Annotated in this window: 20 protein-coding genes; 6 read left to right on the top strand and 14 right to left on the bottom strand. The window is 69.8% G+C overall.

The window, feature by feature from the left end; genetic code table 11:
* Positions 1 to 41: 41 nt before the first annotated feature.
* From ME121_RS11635 to ME121_RS11620, 4 genes are all read right to left on the bottom strand, one after another.
* Complete coding sequence (locus tag ME121_RS11635; RefSeq protein ID WP_059408879.1) at positions 42 to 872, bottom strand: isocitrate lyase/PEP mutase family protein; 831 nt, start codon at positions 870 to 872, stop codon at positions 42 to 44.
* A gap of 177 nt (positions 873 to 1049) precedes the next feature.
* On the bottom strand, positions 1050 to 1784 hold the full coding sequence (locus tag ME121_RS11630) for an ABC transporter ATP-binding protein (protein ID WP_024829716.1): 735 nt from the start codon (positions 1782 to 1784) through the stop codon (positions 1050 to 1052).
* Positions 1765 to 2502: an ABC transporter permease gene (locus ME121_RS11625; protein ID WP_012319729.1), complete on the bottom strand. Its 738-nt coding sequence runs from the start codon at positions 2500 to 2502 to the stop codon at positions 1765 to 1767. Before ME121_RS11625 ends, ME121_RS11630 begins: the two co-directional genes overlap by 20 nt.
* Positions 2503 to 2553: 51 nt before the next feature.
* Positions 2554 to 3534 (bottom strand): ABC transporter substrate-binding protein, encoded by a 981-nt coding sequence (locus tag ME121_RS11620; protein WP_024829714.1) that lies wholly within the window; start codon positions 3532 to 3534, stop codon positions 2554 to 2556.
* Positions 3535 to 3719: 185 nt separating this feature from the next.
* Here ME121_RS11620 and ME121_RS11615 point away from each other — a divergent pair, with 185 nt between their 5' ends.
* The gene (locus tag ME121_RS11615; RefSeq protein ID WP_012319731.1) at positions 3720 to 4097 is read left to right on the top strand and encodes a 4a-hydroxytetrahydrobiopterin dehydratase; all 378 of its coding nucleotides are present in this window, start codon (positions 3720 to 3722) and stop codon (positions 4095 to 4097) included.
* A 13-nt stretch (positions 4098 to 4110) separates the two neighbouring features.
* Here ME121_RS11615 and ME121_RS11610 read toward each other — a convergent pair whose 3' ends face one another.
* The 4 genes from ME121_RS11610 to ME121_RS11595 all read right to left on the bottom strand — a co-directional run bounded on the left by ME121_RS11610 (position 4111) and on the right by ME121_RS11595 (position 9793).
* On the bottom strand, positions 4111 to 4332 hold the full coding sequence (locus tag ME121_RS11610) for a hypothetical protein (protein ID WP_012319732.1): 222 nt from the start codon (positions 4330 to 4332) through the stop codon (positions 4111 to 4113).
* Positions 4333 to 4510: 178 nt separating this feature from the next.
* Entirely contained in the window at positions 4511 to 7576 is a 3066-nt protein-coding gene (locus ME121_RS11605) for an efflux RND transporter permease subunit (RefSeq protein WP_012319733.1), read from the bottom strand.
* A 22-nt stretch (positions 7577 to 7598) separates the two neighbouring features.
* Complete coding sequence (locus ME121_RS11600) at positions 7599 to 8693, bottom strand: efflux RND transporter periplasmic adaptor subunit (RefSeq protein ID WP_024829713.1); 1095 nt, start codon at positions 8691 to 8693, stop codon at positions 7599 to 7601.
* A complete protein-coding gene (locus ME121_RS11595; protein ID WP_053622148.1) occupies positions 8690 to 9793 on the bottom strand; it encodes an efflux RND transporter periplasmic adaptor subunit in 1104 nt (367 codons plus the stop codon). Before ME121_RS11595 ends, ME121_RS11600 begins: the two co-directional genes overlap by 4 nt.
* Positions 9794 to 9890: 97 nt before the next feature.
* On the opposite strand from ME121_RS11595, the gene ME121_RS11590 reads away from it, so the two are divergent.
* Positions 9891 to 10454, top strand: a complete 564-nt coding sequence (locus ME121_RS11590; protein ID WP_012319736.1) for a TetR/AcrR family transcriptional regulator — start codon at positions 9891 to 9893, stop codon at positions 10452 to 10454.
* 22 nt (positions 10455 to 10476) lie between these two features.
* Here ME121_RS11590 and ME121_RS11585 read toward each other — a convergent pair whose 3' ends face one another.
* The 3 genes from ME121_RS11585 to ME121_RS11575 are packed head-to-tail and all read right to left on the bottom strand — an operon-like array spanning position 10477 to position 13870.
* Positions 10477 to 11541 carry a sensor histidine kinase gene (locus tag ME121_RS11585; protein WP_012319737.1) on the bottom strand — a complete coding sequence of 355 codons (1065 nt, stop codon included), beginning with the start codon at positions 11539 to 11541 and terminating at the stop codon, positions 10477 to 10479.
* Entirely contained in the window at positions 11538 to 11990 is a 453-nt protein-coding gene (locus ME121_RS11580; RefSeq protein WP_012319738.1) for a response regulator, read from the bottom strand. Before ME121_RS11580 ends, ME121_RS11585 begins: the two co-directional genes overlap by 4 nt.
* Positions 11987 to 13870 (bottom strand): MHYT domain-containing protein, encoded by a 1884-nt coding sequence (locus tag ME121_RS11575; protein WP_059408878.1) that lies wholly within the window; start codon positions 13868 to 13870, stop codon positions 11987 to 11989. Before ME121_RS11575 ends, ME121_RS11580 begins: the two co-directional genes overlap by 4 nt.
* A gap of 440 nt (positions 13871 to 14310) precedes the next feature.
* Between ME121_RS11575 and ME121_RS11570 the strand changes: the two genes are divergently transcribed.
* Positions 14311 to 15003 (top strand): hypothetical protein, encoded by a 693-nt coding sequence (locus ME121_RS11570; RefSeq protein ID WP_059408877.1) that lies wholly within the window; start codon positions 14311 to 14313, stop codon positions 15001 to 15003.
* A 5-nt stretch (positions 15004 to 15008) separates the two neighbouring features.
* Here ME121_RS11570 and ME121_RS11565 read toward each other — a convergent pair whose 3' ends face one another.
* Positions 15009 to 15287, bottom strand: a complete 279-nt coding sequence (locus tag ME121_RS11565) for a hypothetical protein (RefSeq protein ID WP_012319741.1) — start codon at positions 15285 to 15287, stop codon at positions 15009 to 15011.
* 473 nt (positions 15288 to 15760) lie between these two features.
* Between ME121_RS11565 and frc the strand changes: the two genes are divergently transcribed.
* Both frc and ME121_RS11555 read left to right on the top strand, forming a co-directional pair.
* On the top strand, positions 15761 to 17038 hold the full coding sequence (gene frc / locus ME121_RS11560) for a formyl-CoA transferase (RefSeq protein WP_012319742.1): 1278 nt from the start codon (positions 15761 to 15763) through the stop codon (positions 17036 to 17038).
* A gap of 189 nt (positions 17039 to 17227) precedes the next feature.
* Positions 17228 to 18160 (top strand): methionyl-tRNA formyltransferase, encoded by a 933-nt coding sequence (locus ME121_RS11555; protein WP_024829707.1) that lies wholly within the window; start codon positions 17228 to 17230, stop codon positions 18158 to 18160.
* A 12-nt stretch (positions 18161 to 18172) separates the two neighbouring features.
* Here ME121_RS11555 and ME121_RS11550 read toward each other — a convergent pair whose 3' ends face one another.
* Together ME121_RS11550 and oxlT are read right to left on the bottom strand one after the other, a co-directional pair.
* Positions 18173 to 18844, bottom strand: a complete 672-nt coding sequence (locus ME121_RS11550) for a class II aldolase/adducin family protein (RefSeq protein WP_012319744.1) — start codon at positions 18842 to 18844, stop codon at positions 18173 to 18175.
* 115 nt (positions 18845 to 18959) lie between these two features.
* The gene (oxlT, locus tag ME121_RS11545) at positions 18960 to 20237 is read right to left on the bottom strand and encodes an oxalate/formate MFS antiporter (RefSeq protein ID WP_012319745.1); all 1278 of its coding nucleotides are present in this window, start codon (positions 20235 to 20237) and stop codon (positions 18960 to 18962) included.
* A 489-nt stretch (positions 20238 to 20726) separates the two neighbouring features.
* Between oxlT and ME121_RS11540 the strand changes: the two genes are divergently transcribed.
* Positions 20727 to 21419: a GntR family transcriptional regulator gene (locus ME121_RS11540; protein ID WP_012319746.1), complete on the top strand. Its 693-nt coding sequence runs from the start codon at positions 20727 to 20729 to the stop codon at positions 21417 to 21419.
* Positions 21420 to 21742 lie beyond the last annotated feature (323 nt).

Genomic DNA, 21742 nt, shown 5'->3' with positions numbered 1-21742 from the left:
CGGTTGGCGGGATGAAGGACCGCGATGCCGAGCGGTCGCCCCTACCGAGTCGCCTCCGCCATGTACGATCTCGCCTCGCTTCCCGACATCGCCTCCGCCGCGTAGGTGAAGGTGCCCCGGTCCAGCACCTCCCGCGCCGCGCGCGCGAGACCGCCGAGGGCCGCCCGCGCGAAAGACCCGCCGACGCTGATCCGCTTGACGCCCGCCGCCTCCAGCTCGGCCACCGTGTACTGCCGGGGCGACAGCCCGGCGACGACGTTCACCGGGCGGCTGACCGCGGCACAGACCGCCCGAATGGCCTTGAGGTCCGGCAGGTTCGGCGCGTAGAGGACGTGCGCTCCCGCCTCCTCGAAGGCCTGGAGGCGGCGGATCGTGTCGTCGAGGTCGGGCCGCCCGCACAGGTGGTTCTCGGCGCGCGCGGTCAGCACGAACGGGAGCCGGCGCGCGGCCTCGGCCGCGGCGGCGACTCGCTCGACGGCGTGACCGAAATCGAAGATCGGACTGGCGGCGTCGCCCGTGGCGTCCTCGATCGAGCCGCCGACCAGCCCGATCTCTGAGGCCCGGGCGATCGTCAGCGCGCACGCCTCCGGGTCCGTCCCGAACCCGTCCTCCAGATCGGCCGTCACGGGCAGGTGGGTCGCGTCCACGATGGCGCGGGCGTTCTCCAGGATCGCGTCCCGCGACAGCGAGGCGGTGGAGTCCCGCCGTCCGACGGCGAACGCGAACCCGGCGCTCGTCGTCGCCAGCGCCTCGTAACCGAGGGCGGTCAGGATCCGCGACGAACCCGCGTCCCATGGGTTGGCCACGACGAACGCGCCCGGCCGCTCGTGCAGCGCCACGAAGACCCGATGTTTCGCCTCTAGGTCGGCCATGCGCACCCCCGTGGATCGATCCTACGCTGCTCGGGCGGCCCGGGGAAACGGCGGGTGTGGCACCGGATCGACCGACGTCGGGGCCGAAGTCGGATGGTCCTTCGGTTCCGGTGGCGCCCGGACCTCAGCGCGCGATCCGGACGCGCGGGTTCGTCCGAACGACCGGCGCAGCCCGCGTCACTGCGCGATGATCTCGGGATGCCGCGCGGCGAGGTTCGCCCGCGTCGTCTCGGCCCAGGTACGGTCGCGGTCGCGGCGCGGCCGGTCGAGGCGCACGTCGGCGATGAGGCTCGCCGGGCGCCGCGAGACCAGCAGCAGGCGGTCGGCGATCCCGATCGCCTCGGCGACGTTGTGCGTGACCATCAGGACGCTCATGCCGGCCCGGTCCACCGTGTCCACCACGAGACCGCGCAGCTCGGCGGCGGCGGCGTCGTCGAGGGACACGAACGGCTCGTCGAGCACGAGGACCCGCGGCCCGTCGGCCAGCGCGCGCGCCAGAGCCACGCGCCGCTGCATCCCCAGCGACAGGGCCTTCGGGTAGCGCGTCCGCCACGCCGTCAGGCCGAGCCGCGCGAACAGGTCGTCGAGATCGCGGTTCCGCCGCGCCCGGGGCAGGCCGAGGCGGACATTGTGCTCGACGCTGCGCCAGGGCAGCAGCCGCGGCTCCTGGAACACGATGCCCGCCCGGTCCGCGCCGGAGACGCGGCCCTCGAACGCGGTGTCGAGCCCGAGCAGGATCCGCAGGGTGGTGGTCTTCCCGGCGCCCGACGGCCCGATCAGGCAGACGATCTCCCCGGCGGCGACGCCGAAGGTGAGGTTCCGAACGGCCTCGACCGGCTCGGCCCGGGCGGGCCGGTACCATTTCGACGCGATCGCGACCTGGAGGACGGGCTCAGCGCCAGCGACGGACATAGGCTTCGAGCCGCTGCAGCAGGAGGACGTCGATGCCGATCATCACGGCCATGAAGACGAGGCTGTAGCCGATGATCGCCGCCACGTCGGTGCTCTGGACGAAGTAGTAGTTGATCGCGAAGCCGACCCCGTCCGGGCGCCCGAGCAGCTCCACCACCAGCACGATCTTCCAGGCGAGCGACAGGCCCGACCGCGCCGCCGTCACCATGTAGGGCTGGAGCTGCGGGATCAGGATGTCGAGGGCCCAGCTGCGCCGGTCGAGCCGGTAGGCGCGGGCCATCTCGTCGAGCCCGGGATCGAGGTTCCGCGCCCCCTCGCGCACGATCACCGCGACGTTCGGGAGCTTGTTGAGCACCACCGCCAGGATCGCGGCGGTCTCGGTGAGCCCCACCCAGACGTAGGCCAGGACCGTGATCACCAGGGCCGGCGTGTTGAGGAGGACGAGCAGCGGCGTGTCGAGGATGAGGTCGGCGGCCTTGGACCGTCCGAGCGCCACGCCGAGGACGACGCCGAGGATCATCGCCACGGTGAAGGAGATCGCCACGCGGAGCAGCGTCATGCCCACGTTGTGGGCGAGATCGCCGCGCTCCGCCTCCTGAACGATGAAGCGCAGCACCGCCAGGGGCGCCGGCAGCAGGCGCGAGCCCGCCTCGAGCGCGGCGATCTGCCAGGCGGCGAGGAGCACGGCCAGGGACGCGATGCGGGTCAGCGCGCCCATGCGGTCCCGGTGCTCGGGACGGCCGCCGCGCGCGCCCGCCGGACGGGAGCCTCAACCATTGCGGCCGGTGTAGTAGAGGTCCGGCGGGAGCGCGTCGCCCTTGCCGACGAGGCGGGCGCCGCCGAGCCGCGCCATCACCGCGTAGAGCTTCTCGGCGTCGGCGCGCTCCTCCGCGGTGGAGCGGCGCGGGATGCCGGCCAGGAAATCGTGCTTCAGGGCCTCGAAGGTTGCCTCGTCCTCCGCCGCCATCAGCGGGCGCACGATCTGCCACGTGCTCGGATCGGACGCGAGCATGTCCTTGGCGGCGCGCGAGGCCCGGGCGAAGGCCGCCACGGCCGCGGGCTTCTCCTTCACGGTGGCGTCCTGGAACAGGTAGCCGATCAGCGCCACGTCTCCGGGGACCCCGAGGGCGTGCATGATGTCTTCCGCGCCGACGAGCTGCCGGTACCCCTTGGCCTTCAGCCGGGCGCAGTAGGTCCAGTAAGTCAGCGCCGCGTCGAGGGCGCCCTGCTCCAGCTTCAGCGTGATCAGCGGCGGCGCGCCGTAGGCGATCTCGGCGGCCTGCTCGAGGTCGATGCCGGCCGCGTCCTTGGCCTGTGCCCGGAGGAGCAGCCAGTTCTTGTCCAGGGGGCCGCCGGCCACCCCGAGGCGCTTGCCCGCGAGATCCTTGAGGCTCTTCACCGGGCTGTCGCCCGGAACCATGACGCCGCCCTCGGAGGTCGAGTACGGGATGAAGCGCACCGCTTGGCCGTCGTTGCCGAGGCGCGCGGCCCAGAGCAGGTCGCCGATGATCGTGTCGACCTGCCCGCCGATGAAGCTGATCCGGGCCGCGTCGTTGCCCGCGAGCTTGACCGCGTCGAGCGCGAAGCCGTTGGCCGTGTCGAGGCCGCGGGCCTTGATCACCGCCGCCTCCCAGGTGGACGTGCCGAAGGGCAGGCTCCCGAGTCGGATCGTGGGCACGTCGGCGCGCGCCGCCCGCAGGCCGAGGCCGCCGAGCAGGCCCCCGGCGAGCATCGCGCGCCGTGACAGCATCACGCCTTCTCCCATCGTATTGCGCAGTCTTCAGCGGCGGCAGACTGGAGTGCCGACCGAGCCGGACGCCATTGGCAAAAGGTCATAGGGCTCACACCGGTTTCCGTCCACCGTGGCAAACACGCTTGCGCGCAACTGGCCGCGGCGGCACCCTCGGCCGCGACGGCTTCATCGGAGACGGGATCATGAGCGAGCGACGCGAAGGCGCACTGGACCAAGCGACCGTGGAGGCGCGGCTGAAGGCCGAGCTGCCCGCGTGGCGCCTGGAGGACGGGTGGATCCGGCGCACCTACAAGACGTCCGGCTGGAAGAGCACCCTGATGGTGATCAACACGGTCGGGCACCTCGCCGAGGCGGCGTGGCACCATCCCGACATCACGGCATCGTACGCCTGGGTCGAGGTCCGGCTGATGAACCACGCGGCCAAGGGCATCACCGACAAGGACTTCGCCCTCGCCCGGAAGATCGAGGAGGTCGTGTCCTGGCAGCCGGGCCTGGAGGGACAGGGGCTCGAGGGCACCCCGACGGATCCGCGCTTCGCCTACATCAAGTACGAGAAGTAGCGGCCCGCCGGCGTCACCGGGGCTCCTTCACCCGGCGGCACTCCGTCTTCAGGTAGGCGGTCTTGCCGATCTCCTCGCGCAGCTCGGTGCGGGCGATGATCTCCTGCCAGCCGGTGGCGCAGCCGAGCTCGTTGGCGACCCGGACCTTGCGCACTTCGAGCGCCTGGGCGTCCGTGCAGGAATCCTGGGCGATCCCGTTGGCGCAGACCAGGACGACGGCGATGAAGGCGTTCATGGGCGGGACGGTCCTCGTTTCCGTCGCACCCTACGCGCCGGAGCACCGTCGGGTTTCCGGCGACGCGGCCCCGCCCGCGCGAAAGATCGTCACGGTCGGCCCGCCCTGAGGGGGCGGAGGGGCGGGCCGACCGTTTCTCGCAGCGCCCGCAGGCGCTGCGATCGAGTGAACCGGCGGATCAGCCGGCGTGAGCCGTGGGCGTGCCGCTCGCCTCCGGGCGGATGCGGTAGCAGCCGATGTAGAGGGCCGGCAGGAACAGCAGCGTCAGGAAGGTCGCCGCCAGGATCCCGCCGATCATCGCGAAGGCCATCGGCCCCCAGAACACCTCGCGGGCGATCGGGATCAGGCCCAGGCTCGCCGCCGCGGCGGTCAGGAGGATCGGCCGCATGCGGTGGTGCGTCGCCTCGAACACCGCCTCCCAGGGCGCCATCCCCTCGTCCCGGAACTCCTCGATCTGGCTCACCAGGATCACCGCGTTGCGGATGATGATCCCGATGAGCGCCAGGATGCCCAGGATGGCGACGAAGCCCATCGGCTTGTCGAACAGGAGCAGCGCCGGCACGACGCCGATCAGGCCGAGCGGCGCGACCGTGAAGACGAGGAGCATCCTTCCGAAGCTCTGGAGCTGCATCATCAGCAGGAACGCCATGGCGAGCAGCATGACCGGGACTACGGCGGCGATCGGCCCCTGGCCCTTGGCGGATTCCTCGACGGCGCCGCCGGTCTGGACCGTGTATCCCTCCGGGAGCGCCTTGATGAAGGCGTCGATGCCGGGCTGCAGGGCGGCCACGATGGTGGCCGGCTGGGTCGCGTCGTGGATCGTGGCGCGCACCGTCACGGTCGGCAGGCGGTCGCGGCGCCAGACGATCGGCTGCTCGAGATCGTAGCCGATCCGCGCGAAGGCGAGCACGGGCACCACCGTGCCGTTCGCGAGACCGACCTGCAGCGATTGCAGCGTGTCCAGGGAGGACCGCTCGGCCGCGCGGGCGCGGCCGACGACGTTGACCAGGTAGATCGAGTCGCGGACCTGCGTGATCGCCTGCCCGCCCTCGATCCCGTTCAGGATGCCGGCGACGTCCTGGCTGGTGACGCCGAGCTGGCGCGCCTTGTCCTGGAGGATCTCGACCCGCAAGACCTTGCCGGGCTCGTTCCAGTCGAAGGTCGGCACGTCGAGGCGCTTGTCGGCCGCGACCACGTTGGCGAGGTCGAGCGAGAGGCGACGCACCGTCTCCATGTTCGGGCCGCTGAGACGGTACTGCACCGGCCGGCCGACGGGCGGTCCGAGGCTGAGGGGCTGCACCAGCACGTCGGTGCCGACGAAGTCGCGCAGGCCGATGGTCTGGAGGCGCGCCATCACGCGGTCCCGCACCTCCAGCGACTTCGTGACGATGACGATCTGCCCGAAGAACGCGTTGGCGAGCTGCTGGTCGAGGGGAAGGTAGAAGCGCACCGCGCCCTCACCGACGTAGGACGACCAGCTCGTCACGTCCGGGTCGCCCTTCAGGTTCGCCTCGAACCGGTCCATCTGCGCCCGGGTCTCGGCGATGGTGGCGTTCTGCGGCAGGGTCAGGTCGACCAGCACCTCGGACCGGTCCGAGGACGGGAAGAACTGCTGCTGCACGTGGCCCATCCCGACGATGGCCGCCGCCATCAGCCCGAGGCAGACCACCACCGTCGTCCAGTGCCAGCGCATGGCGATCCGGAGCGCCCGGACGAACAGGCGGGTGAAGATGCCCTGCTTCTCGGTGTGGTGCTTCATGGTCTTCGGCAGGAGCGTCACGCCGACGAGCGGCGCGAACAGGACCGCCACAACCCAGGAGACGAGCAGCGCGGCCGCGATCACCACGAACAGCGAGTAGGTGTACTCGCCGGCGCCGGAGCCGTTGAAGCCGATCGGCAGGAAGCCCGCCACGGTGACGAGGGTCCCGGTGAGCATGGGGAATGCCGTCGACGTGTAGGCGAAGGTGGCGGCCTTCCGGAGCGTGTCGCCGCGCTCCAGGCGGGCCACCATCATCTCGACGGTGATCATGGCGTCGTCGACCAGGAGGCCCAGCGCGATGATCAGCGCGCCGAGGGAGATGCGCTGCAGGGTGACGTCCATGATCTGCATGACCACGAACACGATGGCGAGCACGAGCGGGATCGACACCGAGACGACGAGGCCGGCGCGGACGCCGAGGCTCACGAAGCTCACCGCCAGCACGATGATCACGGCCTCGACCAGGGCCTCAGTGAAGCCGCCGACCGCGTGCTCGACCTGCTTGGGCTGGTCCGACACGAGGTGGACGCCGACGCCCACCGGCAGCGTCGACTCGATCCGCCGCATGCGCTCCTTCAGCGCCTCGCCGAAATGCAGCAGGTTGGCGCCCGGACGCATCGCGATGGCGAGGCCGATCGCGGGCTTGCCGTCCACCCGGAACAGCGGTGCGGGCGGGTCCTCGTAGCCGCGGCTGATCTCGGCGATGTCGGCGAGGCGGAAGAAGCGGTCATTGACCCGCAGGTTGAAATCCTGGAGCGAGGCCTCGGAGGCGAAGGAACCGCTGACCCGCAGCGAGATGCGCTCCGGCCCGGCCTGGACGACGCCCGAGGCCGAAACCGCGTTCTGCGCCTGCAGGGCCTTGATCAGGGCCTGGAAATCGATGCCGTAGCCGGCCAGTTTCCGGGTGGAGAAGTCGAGGTAGATCGTCTCGTCCTGCGTGCCGATCAGCTGGGTCTTGCCGATGTTGGGTACCCGCAGGACCTCGGTGCGGATGCCCTCGACGTAGTCGCGCAACTGCCGGTGCGTCAGGCCGTCGGCCGTGAAGGCGTAGATGTTGCCGTAGACGTCGCCGAACTCGTCGTTGAAGAACGGGCCCTGGACGCCCTCCGGGAACTGGCCCTTGATGTCGCCCAGCCGCTTGCGCACTTGGTAGAAGGCCGGCTGGATCTCGTTCTTCTTGAGGGTGTCGCGGAACTGGACGAACACCGTCGACGATCCGGGGGTCGTGTAGCTGCGGACGTAGTCGAGACCGTTGAGCTGCTGGAGCTCCTTCTCGACCCGGTCGGTGACCTGATCGAGGGTGTCCTTGATGGTCGCGCCCGGCCACGTGGTCTGCACCACCATGGTCTTGATGGTGAAGGGCGGATCCTCCTCGCGGCCGAGGCGGGTATAGGCCATCAGGCCCGCGACCAGCGAGACCAGCATCAGGAACCAGACGAACGAGCGGTGCTCGAGCGCCCAGTCGGAAAGGTTGAAGTCCTTCACGCGAAAACCCCGTGCGGCCGGATCAGACGGCGCCGTCGGTCAGGCGCACGGCCTGGCCTTCCTTGAGGACGTGGACGCCGGCCACGACGACGCGCTCGCCGGCCTTCAGACCGTCGACGACCGCGACGCGGCCGTCGTCCGCGTTGTCCCGCGCCGCGGCCACGGTGACGTCGCGGCGCGACACCGACTTCCCGTCGGGCGACACGACCCAGACCGAGCGGCGGGCGCCGTCCTCGAGCAGCGCCGAGGCGGGCAGCCGTACGGTGGGCGGGACCTTGCGCATGAGCGACACGTTGATGGTCGCGCCGAGCCGGAAGGCCGGGCCGGGATCGTCCAGGGTGATCCGGATGCGCTTGGACCGCGTCCCCGACTCGGCGAGCGGCGCGATCTCGCGGACGCGCCCGCGCGCCGTCAGCTCCGGCGCGCTCTGGAGCGCGACGGTGAAGACGCCGTCCGCCGGCAGGGCCCCGGCATGGGCTTCGGGAATGTCGACCACGGCCTCGCGGACGTCCGGCCGCGCCACGGTCACGACACCCTGGCCGGCGCTGAGCACCTGGCCGACCTCGGCGAGGCGCTGGGTCACGACGCCGTCGAACTCGGCCTTCAGCTCGGTGTAGCCCATCTGGTCGCGGGCCTTCTGGAGGCTCGCCATCGCCTGATCCACCCGGGCCCGGGCGGTCTCGCGCTTGGCGACCGCCTGATCGAGGGTCGCCTGGGAAACGGCGTTGCCGGACATCAGGCGCCGGGTCCGCGCCTCCGCGGCCTCGGCGTTCTCGGCCTGCGCCTTCGCGTCGGCGAGGTCGGCCTCGGCGCGGGTCAGGTCGAAGCGGGTCACGATGGTGTCGAGGGCGGCGAGGCGCTGGCCCCGGGTGACGAGGTCGCCGACCGTGACGTCCCGAGCGACCATGCGGCCGGGAATCTGGAAGCCGAGCTGCGCCTGGTAGCGCGGCTCGATCGTGCCGGCGAACGGCCCGAACGTGATGCTGTCCTTCGGCGCGACCACCTGCGTCAGCACCGGACGGACGGCAGCGGCCTCGCCGCCCTCCTCGCCGTGACCGTTGCAGCCGGCAAGCGCCGCCGTGACGAGTCCGAGCGCGAGATACGCGCGCGTCTTCATGGGCGGTCTCCGATCTCGGCGGCCGCGACGGTCTGGCCGGGGCGCAGGAACTGGATGCCGGCGACGACCACGCGCTCGCCCGGCTCGACGCCGCGCTTCAGCGCGATGATGTCGGGCCCGAAGCGGTCGATCTCCACCGCGCGCACCGAGACGGTCCTGCGGTCCGGATCGTAGATCCACACCGAGGGCCGCCCGTCGTAGCGGTACAGTGCCGACCAGGGCAGGACGACCGCTTCGTGCGGCGCGAAGCGGCCGCGGCCGACGACGACGGCGCCGAGCCCCATGGCGGCGGGCGTCGCCTTCAGACCGATCTTGACCCGCACCGTGCCGCTCGCGGCGTCCACCGTGGGCGAGATCTCCCGCACGGTCCCGACCGCGGTGACGGACGGGTCCGACTGGAGGGCCACCGCGATGGTGTCGCCGGCCGGCGGCTGGGCCAGCAGCGATTCGTAGACGTTGAAGACCGCGTCGCGGGGCCCGTCCTGCGCCACGACCAGCACGGTCTGGCCCGCCTGGACGACTTGGCCGACCTCGAAGCTGCGGCTCGTCACCACGCCGGACACCCCCGCGCGCAGCTCCGTGTACGAGAACTGCTCCTGCGCGGTCCCCAGCGCCGCCTTGGCCGAGTCGACCGCCGCCTGGGTCGTGCGCAGCTCCTGCTCGGCGTTGTCGTAGGTCGAGCGGGTGGTGAAGCCGCCGGCGAGGAGCTGCTTCTGACGCTCGTAGGACATCTTGGCCTGTGTCAGCAGCGCCTCGGCCGAAGCGAGGGCGGCCTTGGCGTTGTCGAGATTGGCCTGCTGCGTCAGGGGTTCGAGGACGGCGAGGACCTGATTGGCGGCGACGTGGTCGCCGACCTCGACGCGCCGCTCGGCGACCTTTCCGTTCGTCCGGAACGACACGTTCACCTGCGCCTGGGCCTGGATGTCGCCGGTCACCACGACGTCGAGCGCCAGCGGCGTCCGGTGCGCCTGCACCACCCGCACCCGGGCCAGAGCCGGATCGAAGGCCGTTTCCGGCTCGGCTCGGGCGCACCCGATCGAAGCGAGCGCGGTTAACACCAGCAGAACGGATGTCGATGGAAGGAAGGCGATGCGGTTCATGCGATCGACTGCGTCGGCGCGATTCGTGCGAATTGCGTGGCGCGTTCCTACGCCATCCATTACATACCGTCCAGACGGTCTTTAGTGCAGGCTTGTGATGCAGGTGAAGCGACAGCGACTGGCGGCGCGGCCCGAGATCATTCTGGAGGCGGCCGCGGCCGTTCTCCTGAAGGGAGGCGTGCGCGGGCTGACGATCGACGCGGTCGCGGTCGAGGCCGGGCTGAGCAAAGGCGGGGTTCTGCACCATTACGCGTCCAAGGACGCGCTGGTGGCGGCGCTGGTCGCCCGCAAGCTCGCGGACGTGCGCGCGGAGATCGATGCCTGCGCGCGGGAGATCCCGGCCGGCCCGTCGCAACTGCCCAGAGCGATGGTGGCCCATATCCGCGGGCACTATTGCGAGGATAACGAAGCCGCGCGCGCGCTCCTCCTGGCATCGATGGAATCGCCGGAAGCGCAGAAGGACTTTCAGGCTTTCGTCGCGGATCAGCTGGACCAGCTCGGACGGATCGAGGGCGCGCCCCCGGGCGAGGGCTCGGTCCTGTACTTCGCCATCTTGGGCCTGTTCATGAGCCGGGCGCTGGGCTTCCAGCAACTCGACGAGGACACCCTGGCGCCGATGCTCGACGCGCTCGACCGCATCGCCGGGCGAGCGGGCGGCTAGAGCCCGACGCTCAGCCTCGGGCTCAGGCTTGGAACGCCAGGATCGCCCGGGTGCCGGGACGGCCGGGGGCGTACGACAGGGCCGAGCGCAGGTTCGACGCCATGGCGCGCACGATGCGCGACCCGAGCCCGGTGCCGCGGATCTCGCCCTCCCCGGTCCAGCCGATGCCGTCGTCCTCGACGGCGAGCAGCACGGTGTCGGCGGCGTCCCGCTCGACCGCCACGCGGATCTCGCCCGAGGTGCCGACCGGGTAGGCGTACTTGTAAGCGTTGGTGACGAGCTCGGTCACGACCACGCCGACCGAGACAGCCTTGTCGGTCGAGAGCCGCACCGGCTCGGCCCGGAGGCGGATCGCGTGGTCCCGCCCGCTCGCCCGCATGGCGGCCTGCAATTCCTCGACGAGGCTCTGCAGGTAGGCGTCGAGCTCGACGGACTCGACGTCGTCCGAGGTGTAGAGGCGCCGGTGGATGCCGGCGATCGCCGAGATCCGGGCCTGCATCTCGTCGAGCGCCGCCTTGGCGGCCGGATCCGTGACGGCGTTGCGCTGCATGTGCGCCAGGGCGGCGACGAGGGCCAGGGAGTTGGCCACGCGGTGATTGACCTCGCGCAGCAGCAGCTCGGCGCGGTCGCGCGCCTCGCGCATCTCGGCCTCGGCCCGCTCCTTGTCGCGCCGCAGGCTCTCCTGCCGGAGGGCGGTGGCGACGGCCTCGCCGAGCAGCTCCCGGAACTGCCCCTGGACGTCCTTCCAGACGTAGTCCACCGCCCCCGCCTTCAGGGCTGCCACGGCGACGCGGCTGTCCTCGGAACCGGTCACGTAGATGACCGGCGGCGCCTCGGGCAGCGCGCGGATCTCCGGCAGCAGGTCGAGGCCCGTCTGCCCGGGCATGTGGTGGTCGAGGGCGACGGCGTCGATCCCGCCCTGCGCCAGTCGCGCCAGCCCCGCGGCACCGTCGGGACAGAGCTCGACGGCGTAGCCGCGCGCCTCCAGGGCGCGCCGGACCAGGCGGCCGAGGCCGGGATCGTCGTCGATGTAGAGGATGCGTGCCGCCGCAGCGGTGCCGCCCACGCTGGCACGCCCGGCACTCATGGGTTCTGCGGAACCTGCATGACCGAGAAGAACAGCCCGAGCTGGCGGATCGCGTTCGCGAAGCCGTCGTAGCTCACCGGCTTGGTGATGTAGACGTTGGCCCCGAGATCGTAGCAGCGCTGGATCTCGCGGCTGTCGTCCGTCGTGGTCAGCACCACCACCGGTGACCGCCGCGTGTGCGGGTTCGCCTTGACCTTCTCGAGGATGTCGAGGCCGGTCATGTCCGGCAGGTTGAGATCGAGCAGGATCAGCAGGTGACGTCGGGCGCTCGCCTCGCCGGAGCCGTCCGCGCCGAGCAGATAGTCCAGCGCCGACGTGCCGTTCCGGAACTGCACGATGTCGTTGTTGACGCCGGCGCGGCGAATGTTCCGCTCGATCAGGCGCGCATGTCCCTCGTCATCCTCGATCATCACGATGCTGACGGGGTGCACGGGCGGCTCCACGCTCATTCGGCGGCGATGGGCGCCGGTTCAGGGTCTAACCGGACCGCTGTAGCTGTCCCGCGCGGCAAGGTCACGTCGAACGTCGTGCCGACGCCGAGTTCTGAACGGATCTCGATCCGGCCGCCGAACGAGCGCACCAGCGCCTTCACGTGGGCCAGGCCGATCCCCTCGCCCGGGCGGTCCTGTGTGCCCGATCGGCGGAAAAGCTCGAAGACGCGGGCGTGGTCCCGGGCGGCGATGCCCCGACCGTTGTCGGCGACGGAGAAGCAGACGCCGCGCTCGCCCACGGCCTTGGCCGTCACGGTGATGCGTCCGGGCCGACTCGGGTCGAGGTATTTCACGGCGTTGTCCAGCAGGTTGCCGAAGACCTGCTCGATCGCGAGCCGGTCGGCGACGATCTCGGGCAGGTCGCGGGCGATCGTCACCGTGGCGCCGACCGCCTCCGCCTGATGCCGCTGGGCATCGGCCACGCCGCGGAGCAGGCCGGACATGTCGAGGGGCTCGGGCGAGAACTGTCGCCGCCCCTCCCGCGAGAGCTTCAGGATGGCGGCGATCAGCCCTTCCATCCGGTTCACCGCCGCCTTGATGAAGCCGAGCGCCTCGCCGAGATCGGCGTCGAGCCGATCCGCCTCCGGATGTCCCCGGAGGGCCGCGGCGATCTCGGTCCGGGTCGCCTCCAGTTCGCTCGTGAATCCCATCACGTTGACCAGCGGCGCGCGGAGGTCGTGGCTGACGATGTAGGCGTAGCGCTGGATCTCCTCGTTGGACTCGCGCAGATCGGATTCGGCCAGTCTCTGCTCGGTGATGTCCGTGTGGACGCCGACCCACTCGCGGATCTCGCCCCGCGCGTCGAAGACCGGGATGGCGCGGATCGCGAAATGTCGCCACGTTCCGTCGCGGGACCGGACCCGGTGCTCGTGGACGTAGGTACGCCGTGCCCGGACGGTCGCGTTCCAGGTCTCGATGGACGATTCCATGTCGTCGGGATGGACCGCGTCGGCCCAGCCGTAGCCCTGATACTGGTCCCGCGTCTGACCGGTGATCGCGCTCCAGCCCGGCTGCTCGCCGAGCATCCGGCCCTCGGCATCGTTGGTCCAGAGCACGCCGCGCACCGCCTGCACGGCGGCGCGGAACCGCGCCTCGCTCGCCTGGAGTTCGCGCTGCACGCGCTGCTGGTCCAGCGAGGAGGCGAGCATCGCGAGGAACAGGATGAGGAACGTCGCGCCGGCGACGTAGAGGGCGAGGTTCTGCTGGCCCGGAACGCCGGTGGCCACGTGGGCGGCGTGGGCGCCGGCCGCCTCGGCGGTGATCGTCGCCGCGGCCATGCCGGTGTAGTGCATCCCCGCCACCGCGAGGCCCATCACACACGCCGCGGCGAGCTTCTGCCAGACGCCGTGCTGCCGGAAGGAGAGCCACAGGGCCGCGGTCGCCGCGGTCACGGCGATCGCCACCGAGAGCGCGACCACCGCCGGGCTGTAGGCGAGGTCGCCCGGGATCCGGAGCGCCGCCATGCCGGTGTAATGCATGCCGGCGACGCCCAGACCCATCAGGGGGCCGGCCACGAGAAGTCCGCCCGGCCCCTCGCCGACGCGCGCCACCCACAGGAAGGCGGCCCCGGTCACCGCGACGGCGATCGCGAGAGACAGGAGGGTGAGGCCGATGTCGTAGGCGGCCGGCATGCCCATCTCGAAGGCCAGCATGCCGACGAAGTGCATCGACCAGATGCCGCCGCCCATGGCGAGTGCGGCACCGGCGATCCATGGCCAGCGCGGCCCCGCGACGGTCCCGCGGATCCGCGCCCCCAGGTCCAGCGCGGTGTAGGACGCGAAGACGGCGAGGCCGATCGACAGGGCGACCAGCGCCGGGTTGTAGCCAATATGGACCATCGACTGCGATCGACGCGTGAGGGGCGCTCCTCGCGATGTATCCCGGGTAGATGGCGGGCGCCATCGCGATTCGGAGCCGGCCAAGTCTCCGAGATACCGAGACTGTGCCGCGAGGCCCGAGGGCGGGGCCGGGATGGGTGCGGGTCCGCGGCCAGGGCTCTGCCTGCGGGCGCGCGACAGGTCCGGGCAAGCAGGTTCGGCCACGATCCACCTTGGACCCGCCCCGGCGTAGGCAAGCGGACGGGGTGCGCGCATGGCCGGGTCGAGGCGGAGCGGCGATTGCAGTCTGCGCGTCTCGGCGGACAGGTCACGATCGGCGCCCGACGCCGACGCGCGGCTGGGCCGCGACGAAAAATTCGCGTGCGTCACACGGCGATGGTCTCTCCCGGCGTCCGCCCGCGTTCTAGGTTCTGTCGATCGCTCAACGCGAATGCAGGTTCATGAACGGACACGCGGCGGCACGATTTCCGGACGACCTGCGCGAGGCCCTGGCGCAGGCTCTGTACGAGTCTGAGCGGACGGAGGGAGAGGATCGCGCCCTCTGGACCGACCCGGACCTGGAGGCCCGGCACCCCGGTCTCCGCGAGCGCTATCGTCGATCCGCCGACGCCCTCGCGGCCGGCCCGCTGGCGGATCTGCTGGCGGCCCGACGGGCCGACGAGGAGGAGTTGCGGGTGCTGCGCCGGCAGCGGATGTCGCCCGAGCGCGAGGGGGAACTCCTCGAGGCCAACAACCGCCTCCTCGCCCGCGCCGAAGCGGCCGAGACGGCGCGGAGTGCCGCGGAAGAGGCGCTCGTGACGCTGCGCCGCGAGCGCGACGTCGCCCGGGAGGCGGAGGCGTTCTGGCAGCAATTCGCCTTCGACGCCGACGATCTCGCGACCCGGCGCCTCATCGAGCAGACCGACGCCCGCGCCGAGGCCGAGCGGCGAGCGATCGAGGAGCGGTGCCGACGGGAGCGCGCGGAGGCGGCGCTGCGCCTCTTCGCCGATCGCGCCGACGTCATGCCCAAGGAGGGATGGGCGTCGGAACTGGCGAAGGCCAATCGCGACATCCCGCTGTGGTGGTTCCACGCGGCCCGCGTCGCCCTCGAGCCGCCGGATCTGTCCCGACCGACCGAGAGCGGCGAGGCCTGAGCACCTCAGGCGGCCGCGGGCTGCTTCGCGGGCGTGTCTCGGAACAGCGCCGTGCAGCCGGAGCCGCGATGCATGCTCAGGATCGACGCACGGTCGATCTCCGGATGGGTCTTGAGCACCTTCTGGACGCAGGCGAGCACGCGCTCGTACTGCGCGGCGTCGTAATTCGGTTCCAGCGGGCTCACGGCAATGTAAGTCTCGACCACGAGAACGCGCTCGGCGCGGTCGTGGGCGACGTCGACGGCGATCCAGGACGACTTGATCAGGCTGGTGCTGGCGAGCATGGGCGTTCCTCGTGCAGCGTTACATCGTGCCCCCTACGGCTGCGGCACGCTTTTTATCCCGCAGCCAGAGGCAATTTTGGCGAAATCATGGACCGCCTGTCCCGGAATGCCAAGGGGGCGCTGCCGGCGACGCGCGTTCGCGCTGTGCCGCGTGTTGAGCGTCGGCGCGCCCCGGCTTACGCTCCGGCATCGGCCGTCACCGGAGACGTCCACAATAGGCACTCGCGTCCGCCAGATGGCATGTGGTATACAAATTGGCGGACTCGTCACCCCGAGTCCGCGTGACGGTGTCGCGATACGACGAGACCGCGCTTCGGGAGGGAGAACAGACATGATCCGTTCGAGGATGGAAGGCCCCTGCCCCGGCGTCGCGGCACGCGCGTCACGGGCCCGTGCAGGCATCGAACCGGTATCCCGCGCGGCCTGAGCCGCCCTCCGTCATCCCCACACCGACTCCAGCTCCGAGACCGATCATGACCAAGGCCCTCGAAGGCGTCCGCATCCTGGACTTCACCCACGTTCAATCCGGTCCGACCTGTACGCAGCTCCTGGCCTGGTTCGGCGCCGACGTCATCAAGGTCGAGCGGCCGGGCGTCGGCGACGCCACGCGCCAGCAGCTTCAGGACATCCCGGACGTGGACAGCCTCTATTTCACGATGCTGAACCACAACAAGCGGTCGATCACGCTCGACTCGAAGAACCCCAAGGGCAAGGAGGTTCTCTGGCGCCTGATCAAGGAATGCGATGTCCTCGTCGAGAATTTCGCGCCCGGCGCCCTCGCCCGCATGGGCCTGACCTGGGAGAAGATCCACGAGGCCAACCCGCGGATGATCCTGGCCTCCGTGAAGGGCTTCGGTCCGGGCCGCTACGAAGATTGCAAGGTCTACGAGAACGTCGCGCAGTGCGCCGGCGGCTCCGCCTCGACGACGGGCTTCCGCGACGGCATCCCGATGGTGACGGGCGCGCAGATCGGTGATTCCGGCACGGGCCTGCACCTCGCCCTCGGCATCGTCACGGCGCTCTATCATCGGACCCAGAGCGGCCTCGGCCAGAAGGTCGACTGCGCCATGCAGGACGGCGTGCTGAACCTGTGCCGGGTGAAGCTGCGCGACCAGCAGCGGCTCGCGCACGGGCCGCTCAAGGAATACAGCCAGTTCGGCGAGGGCATCCCCTTCGGCGAGGCGACCCCGCGCGCGGGCAACGATTCGGGTGGCGGTCAGCCGGGCCGCATCCTGCGCTGCAAGGGCTGGGAGCAGGATCCGAACGCCTATATCTACGTCATCACCCAGGCCGCCGTCTGGGAGCCGATCTGCGACATCATCGGTGAGCCGGATTGGAAGACCGATCCGAACTACGCCACCCCGAAGGCCCGCCTGCCGCATCTCAACGAGATCTTCACGCGGATCGAGGCCTGGACGATGAAGGTGTCCAAGTTCGAGGTGATGGACACCCTGAACAAGTACGACATCCCCTGCGGCCCGATCCTGTCGATGAAGGAGATCGCCGAGGACGAGTCTCTGCGGAAGACCGGTACCATCGTGGAGGTCGATCACCCGACCCGCGGCAAGTACCTGACGGTCGGCAATCCCATCAAGCTGTCGGCGAGCCCGAGCGAGGTGACCCGCTCGCCGCTCCTCGGCGAGCACACCGAGGAGATCCTGCGCTCCGTGCTCGGCTACTCCGAGGCCGAGGTCGGCGAGATCTCCGAGTCCGGCGCGATCGGCGCGGTCCAGAAGATCGCGGCCGAGTGATCGGTCTCCGGCGGGCCGCGGCCGAGGCTCCGGATCGCTGAAGTTACAATCCGGGGGCGCGCGTGCCGCGCGGCCCCGGATTCCGGGTGACGCCGTTCGACGGCCAGGGCACGGTCGCGCCGCCGAGCCAGCGCTCGGTCCGTTCCATCCCGGTCCCGCGCAGGGCCCGGACGACACCCAGGAGCCTGCATGCGCATCGCCTTCATCGGTCAACAGGATTTCGGAAAAGCGGTCCTGGAGGCGTTCCTCGAGCGAGGCGATGAGGTTGCCGCGGTGTTCTGCGCGCCCGAGAAGCCCGGCGCCAAGCCGGACGTCCTGAAGACGGCGGCCGTCGAGAAGGGGCTGACGGTCTTCCAGTTTCCCAGCTTGAAGAGCCCCGAGGCCGAGGCCGCGATGCGCGGCCTGAACGCCGATATCGGCGTCATGGCCTACGTGCTCCAGTTCGCGCCGCAGAGCTTCGTCAGCATCCCGACGCACGGCACCATCCAGTATCATCCGAGCCTGCTCCCGCGTTACCGCGGCCCGTCGTCGATCAACTGGCCGATCGCCCGGGGCGAGTTGCAGACCGGCCTGACCATCTTCCGGCCTACCGACGGCCTCGACGAGGGCCCGGTGATCCTGCAGAAATCCTGCCCGATCGGCGCCGACGCGACCCTCGGCGACGTCTACTTCGACAACCTGTTCCCGATGGGCGTTGCGGCCATGCTCGAGGCAGCCGATCTCGTCGTGGCCGGCCAGCATGTCGAGATCGATCAGGACGAGGACGCAGCGAGCTACGAGGGCTGGTTCCGCGCCGCCGAGGCGGAGATCCACTGGTCCTCCCACGCCGAGCAGATCTACAACCTGATCCGCGCGGCCAACCCGGCGCCCGGCGCCTGGACCACCCACGACGGCAAGAAGCTGCAGATCTTCGACTGCAGCCTGCATCGCATCCGCAAGCTCGCCGACGTCGTCGGCAAGCCCGGCGAGGTGATCGCCGTCGACGATCAGGGATTCAGCGTCTGCGCCCAGGGCGGCCAGATCGAAGTCCGCAAGGTCAAGGCGGAGGGCGGCAAGAAGGTCGCGGCGGCCGAGTTCGCCCGGGAAGCCGGACTGGCGGTCGGACAGATCCTGGGGCGCTAGGCCAACCTCGCGTCAGGTCGTCTCCGGCGCGGTCGGCCGCGCCGCGTTCAGACCGTAGCCGCGGAAGCGCTCGACCGTGGCGCCGATCTCGTCGTCGGACAGGATGATCGGCGTCCCGATCTGCCGCGCGACGGCGTATTGCTGGCAGAGCGTTTCCAGCTCGACGGCGAGCCACAGCGCCTTCTCCAGGCTCGCGCCGGCCGCGATCATGCCGTGGTTGGCGAGGAGGCAGACGTTGCGGTCGACGAGCGCCGCGAGGGCGAGGTCCGAGAGCTCCGCCGTGCCGTACGGCGCGTAGGGCGCGCAGCGCACTGTCGGGCCGCCGAAGGCCGCGATCATGTAGTGGACCGCCGGGATGGCCTCCCCGCACATCGCGAAGGCGGTGCAGTAGACCGGATGCGCGTGGACCACCGCGTGGAATTCCGGACGGGACGCCAGGATGTCCCGGTGGAAGCGCCATTCCGACGAGGGCTTCTGGTCCGGCGGGTGCGCGCCGTCGAGGTCCAACCGGACCACGTCGTCCGGTCCGGTCCGGTCAGTGGGCATGCCGGACGGGGTGATCAGGAGCCCGTCGCGGAAGCGCACCGAGACATTGCCCGAGGTGCCGCGGTTCAGCCCCTGGGCGTCGAGCGCCCGCGCCGCCGCCACGACGCTCTCCCGCGCGATCCGCTCGTCTCTGTCCATGATACCCGGTCTCCGGAAGGCCCGGTTCCCGGTATGCAGGAAGCCCGGCGCCGTAAAGACGGCGCCGGGCTCATCACGTCGGTTCGGCGTCGCGGCGCCGGACGACCGGGGCCTGCTACTGCGCCAGCACCGGCGCGAGGCCCGCCTCGGGCTTCTTGGTGTAGGCGGCGCGCATCGGCTTGAGGACGAACAGCGCCAGCAGGGCCGCCAGGATGTTGAGGGCCGCGGCCGCCAGGAACACCGTGTGCCAGCTCCCGGTCATGGTCGTGAGCACGCTGGTGTAGGGGACGATCAGCGCCGCGGTGCCCTTGGCCGTGTAGAGCAGGCCGGCATTCGTCGCCGCGTATTTCGACCCGAACGTGTCGCCGCAGGTCGCCGGGAACAGCGAGTAGATCTCGCCCCAGGCGAAGAAGACGAGACCCGTCAGCAGCACGAAGGCGATCGGGTTCTGGCCGAACTGGCTCAGCGCGTAGATGCCCAGGCCCTCGATCGCGAAGGACAGGAACATCGTGTTCTCGCGGCCGATATGGTCGGAGACCCAGCCGAAGAACGGACGCGTCACGCCGTTGAGCACCCGGTCGAGCGTGGCCGCGAAGGTCAGCGCCGGCAGCGTGATCCCGAGGAGCGAGACCGGGACGTCGGCGATCTTGAAGTCCTTGGCGATCGGGCCGAGCTGCGCGGTGGCCATCAGACCGCCGGCGGCCATCATGACGAACATCGCGTACATGACCCAGAAGATCGGCGTGCGGACCATCTCGGACGGCTTGTAGTCCCGCTTCGACTGGCTGACCCGGGCGACCTCCGGAACCTGACCCTTGGCCGGCGCGCGCAGGAACAGCGCGATCAGCATGACGATCACGCCCTGCCCGATGCCGAAGTAGAAGAAGGCCGCCTCGTAGCCCTGGGACTTGATCATCGCCTGGATCGGCACGACCGTCAGGGCCGAACCCGCGCCGAAACCCATGGCGGTGATGCCGGCGGCCAGGCCGCGGCGATCGGGGAACCACTTCAGCGAGTTGCCGACGCAGGTTCCGTAGACCGCGCCCGCACCGGTGCCGCCGATCGCGGCCGCGATGTAGAGGACGGTGAGCGAATCCGCGTAGGAGTTGATCACCCACGCGATGGCGCAGAGCAGACCGCCGAACAGCGTGACGATCCGCGGGCCGTACTTATCGACGAACCAGCCCTCGATCGGGACCAGCCAGGTCTCGGTGACGACGAACAGCGTGAAGGCCACCTGGATCGCCGCGCGATCCCAGCCGTGGCGCTCCTGCATCGGGCTCACGAAGAAGGTCCAGCCGTACTGCATGTTGGCGATCATGCACATGCAGACGACGCCGAAGGCGAGTTGCAGCCAGCGGCCGCGCCCCACCGGTTTGACGATCTCGGACATACCGTTCCCTCCTGGACAGTATTATTGTTGGCGTTCGCGCTCAGGCCAGCTTTATGCCTTGCCAGAGCGCAGCTTGGCAGAACAACTTGACCGGAATTCTTCGAAAAATTCTTGGCCCGCGGGCAAATTATCTCTGTAGTACGCCGCCACCCGCCTGGCACCGGACGATGATGTCTGATGGTCGACGGTATGCCAGCAAGATGGTGCTGATTTAATCCCAGGCTGTCAATCGAACCTGCAAAAAAACACACCTCAGCCGGAATGGATTAAACACTTGGCTCGAACGTACATCGCACGTGGCTGCGAGGGCACCGGATTTCGGTTGCGTTCGCGCCACTTCTAACGTGCCGGAAGGCGGCAAAGGTCACAGGTCTGTGGGACCGCGCCGCAATCGACTAGGATCTTGCAAAGGTTTGGGTTAGGTCGTTTGAGAGCGCACGACAGAGAATGCGTGCGGGACATCATGCGTGTGAGCCGACTGGACGAGGGATGTCGAATTCCGAACCGCTGAGCGTGAAGCCCATCGTCGCCAGCTCCAGTCTCCGGACATTGGCCTACGAGGCGCTCAAAACGGCCATCACCAACATGGACATCTACGGGCGTCCGGACGAGGTGCGTCTCGACGAGCGGAAGCTGTCGCAGGATCTCGGTGTCAGCCGCACGCCGGTGCGCGAGGCTCTGACGGTTCTTGAGCAGGAGGGCTTCGTCCGCTCCGAAGCGCGGCGCGGTGTCTTCGTGATCAAGAAGAACAAGCGCGAGATCGTCAGCATGATCCACGCGTGGACGGCGCTGGAGAGCATGGCGGCCCGTCTCGCCTGCGCGCGCGCCACCGACGCGCAACTGCGCTCGTTGCGCGAATCGTTCCCTGAATTCTTCGAGGGGCAGCCGTCCGAGCACATCGACGAGTACTCCGATGCGAACATCCGCTTCCACCAGCGCATCATCGCGCTGGGTCACTGCGAGGCGATCGCCGATCTGACCAGCAATCTGCTGATGCATGTCCGCGGTATCCGCAGCACCGCGCTCCGGCAGGGCGACCGAGCGGAGCGCTCGATACGGGAGCACGTCGCCATCATCTCGGCGCTCGAAGCTCGCGATGCAGATCTGGCCGAGAGGCTCGTCCGCGAGCACGGTCTCGGTCTCGCGCAACACGTCGACACCTACGGCGACTACCTGGACTGATCGCCGCCCGAGCTCACGCCCGGCGGCGATGAGACCGGGATTGCGTCGCGGCTCATCCGTCAGCACGCCTGCGCGCACTTGCGCGGCACCATCGACGTCGCGTCTGTCGGCTCCGATGCATAGTCGAGACCCTGTCTAACGGGATCTCAAATTGAATCGTGCACGATCGTTGCGGCGTTGCAAAAAATCTGGCCGTTGAGCGATCGCACGTCGCGCGCCACCTATCCGATCGAGAGCATGGTGCGCAGGGAAAACACTCGCGAGCGGGCGTGCACGCGCTCTCCATGCATGCACGGCATGAACGGTATTCGTAATCTGGCATA

The organism is Methylobacterium sp. ME121, assembly GCF_000974725.1.
Taxonomy (GTDB): Bacteria; Pseudomonadota; Alphaproteobacteria; order Rhizobiales; family Beijerinckiaceae; genus Methylobacterium; species Methylobacterium radiotolerans.
Note: the sequence above shows the minus strand (reverse complement) of the source record. Positions and strands in the feature narration are given on the sequence as shown.

Bases quoted from the DNA above. Each gene is read 5' to 3' on its own strand.
- ME121_RS11635 (WP_059408879.1), bottom strand. From the start codon at position 872: ATGGCCGACCTAGAGGCGAAACATCGGGTCTTCGTGGCGCTGCACGAG.
- ME121_RS11630 (WP_024829716.1), bottom strand. From the start codon at position 1,784: ATGTCCGTCGCTGGCGCTGAGCCCGTCCTCCAGGTCGCGATCGCGTCG.
- ME121_RS11625 (WP_012319729.1), bottom strand. From the start codon at position 2,502: ATGGGCGCGCTGACCCGCATCGCGTCCCTGGCCGTGCTCCTCGCCGCC.
- ME121_RS11620 (WP_024829714.1), bottom strand. From the start codon at position 3,534: ATGCTGTCACGGCGCGCGATGCTCGCCGGGGGCCTGCTCGGCGGCCTC.
- ME121_RS11615 (WP_012319731.1), top strand. From the start codon at position 3,720: ATGAGCGAGCGACGCGAAGGCGCACTGGACCAAGCGACCGTGGAGGCG.
- ME121_RS11610 (WP_012319732.1), bottom strand. From the start codon at position 4,332: ATGAACGCCTTCATCGCCGTCGTCCTGGTCTGCGCCAACGGGATCGCC.
- ME121_RS11600 (WP_024829713.1), bottom strand. From the start codon at position 8,693: ATGAAGACGCGCGCGTATCTCGCGCTCGGACTCGTCACGGCGGCGCTT.
- ME121_RS11595 (WP_053622148.1), bottom strand. From the start codon at position 9,793: ATGAACCGCATCGCCTTCCTTCCATCGACATCCGTTCTGCTGGTGTTA.
- ME121_RS11590 (WP_012319736.1), top strand. From the start codon at position 9,891: ATGCAGGTGAAGCGACAGCGACTGGCGGCGCGGCCCGAGATCATTCTG.
- ME121_RS11585 (WP_012319737.1), bottom strand. From the start codon at position 11,541: ATGAGTGCCGGGCGTGCCAGCGTGGGCGGCACCGCTGCGGCGGCACGC.
- ME121_RS11580 (WP_012319738.1), bottom strand. From the start codon at position 11,990: ATGAGCGTGGAGCCGCCCGTGCACCCCGTCAGCATCGTGATGATCGAG.
- ME121_RS11575 (WP_059408878.1), bottom strand. From the start codon at position 13,870: ATGGTCCATATTGGCTACAACCCGGCGCTGGTCGCCCTGTCGATCGGC.
- ME121_RS11570 (WP_059408877.1), top strand. From the start codon at position 14,311: ATGAACGGACACGCGGCGGCACGATTTCCGGACGACCTGCGCGAGGCC.
- ME121_RS11565 (WP_012319741.1), bottom strand. From the start codon at position 15,287: ATGCTCGCCAGCACCAGCCTGATCAAGTCGTCCTGGATCGCCGTCGAC.
- frc (WP_012319742.1), top strand. From the start codon at position 15,761: ATGACCAAGGCCCTCGAAGGCGTCCGCATCCTGGACTTCACCCACGTT.
- ME121_RS11555 (WP_024829707.1), top strand. From the start codon at position 17,228: ATGCGCATCGCCTTCATCGGTCAACAGGATTTCGGAAAAGCGGTCCTG.
- ME121_RS11550 (WP_012319744.1), bottom strand. From the start codon at position 18,844: ATGGACAGAGACGAGCGGATCGCGCGGGAGAGCGTCGTGGCGGCGGCG.
- oxlT (WP_012319745.1), bottom strand. From the start codon at position 20,237: ATGTCCGAGATCGTCAAACCGGTGGGGCGCGGCCGCTGGCTGCAACTC.
- ME121_RS11540 (WP_012319746.1), top strand. From the start codon at position 20,727: ATGTCGAATTCCGAACCGCTGAGCGTGAAGCCCATCGTCGCCAGCTCC.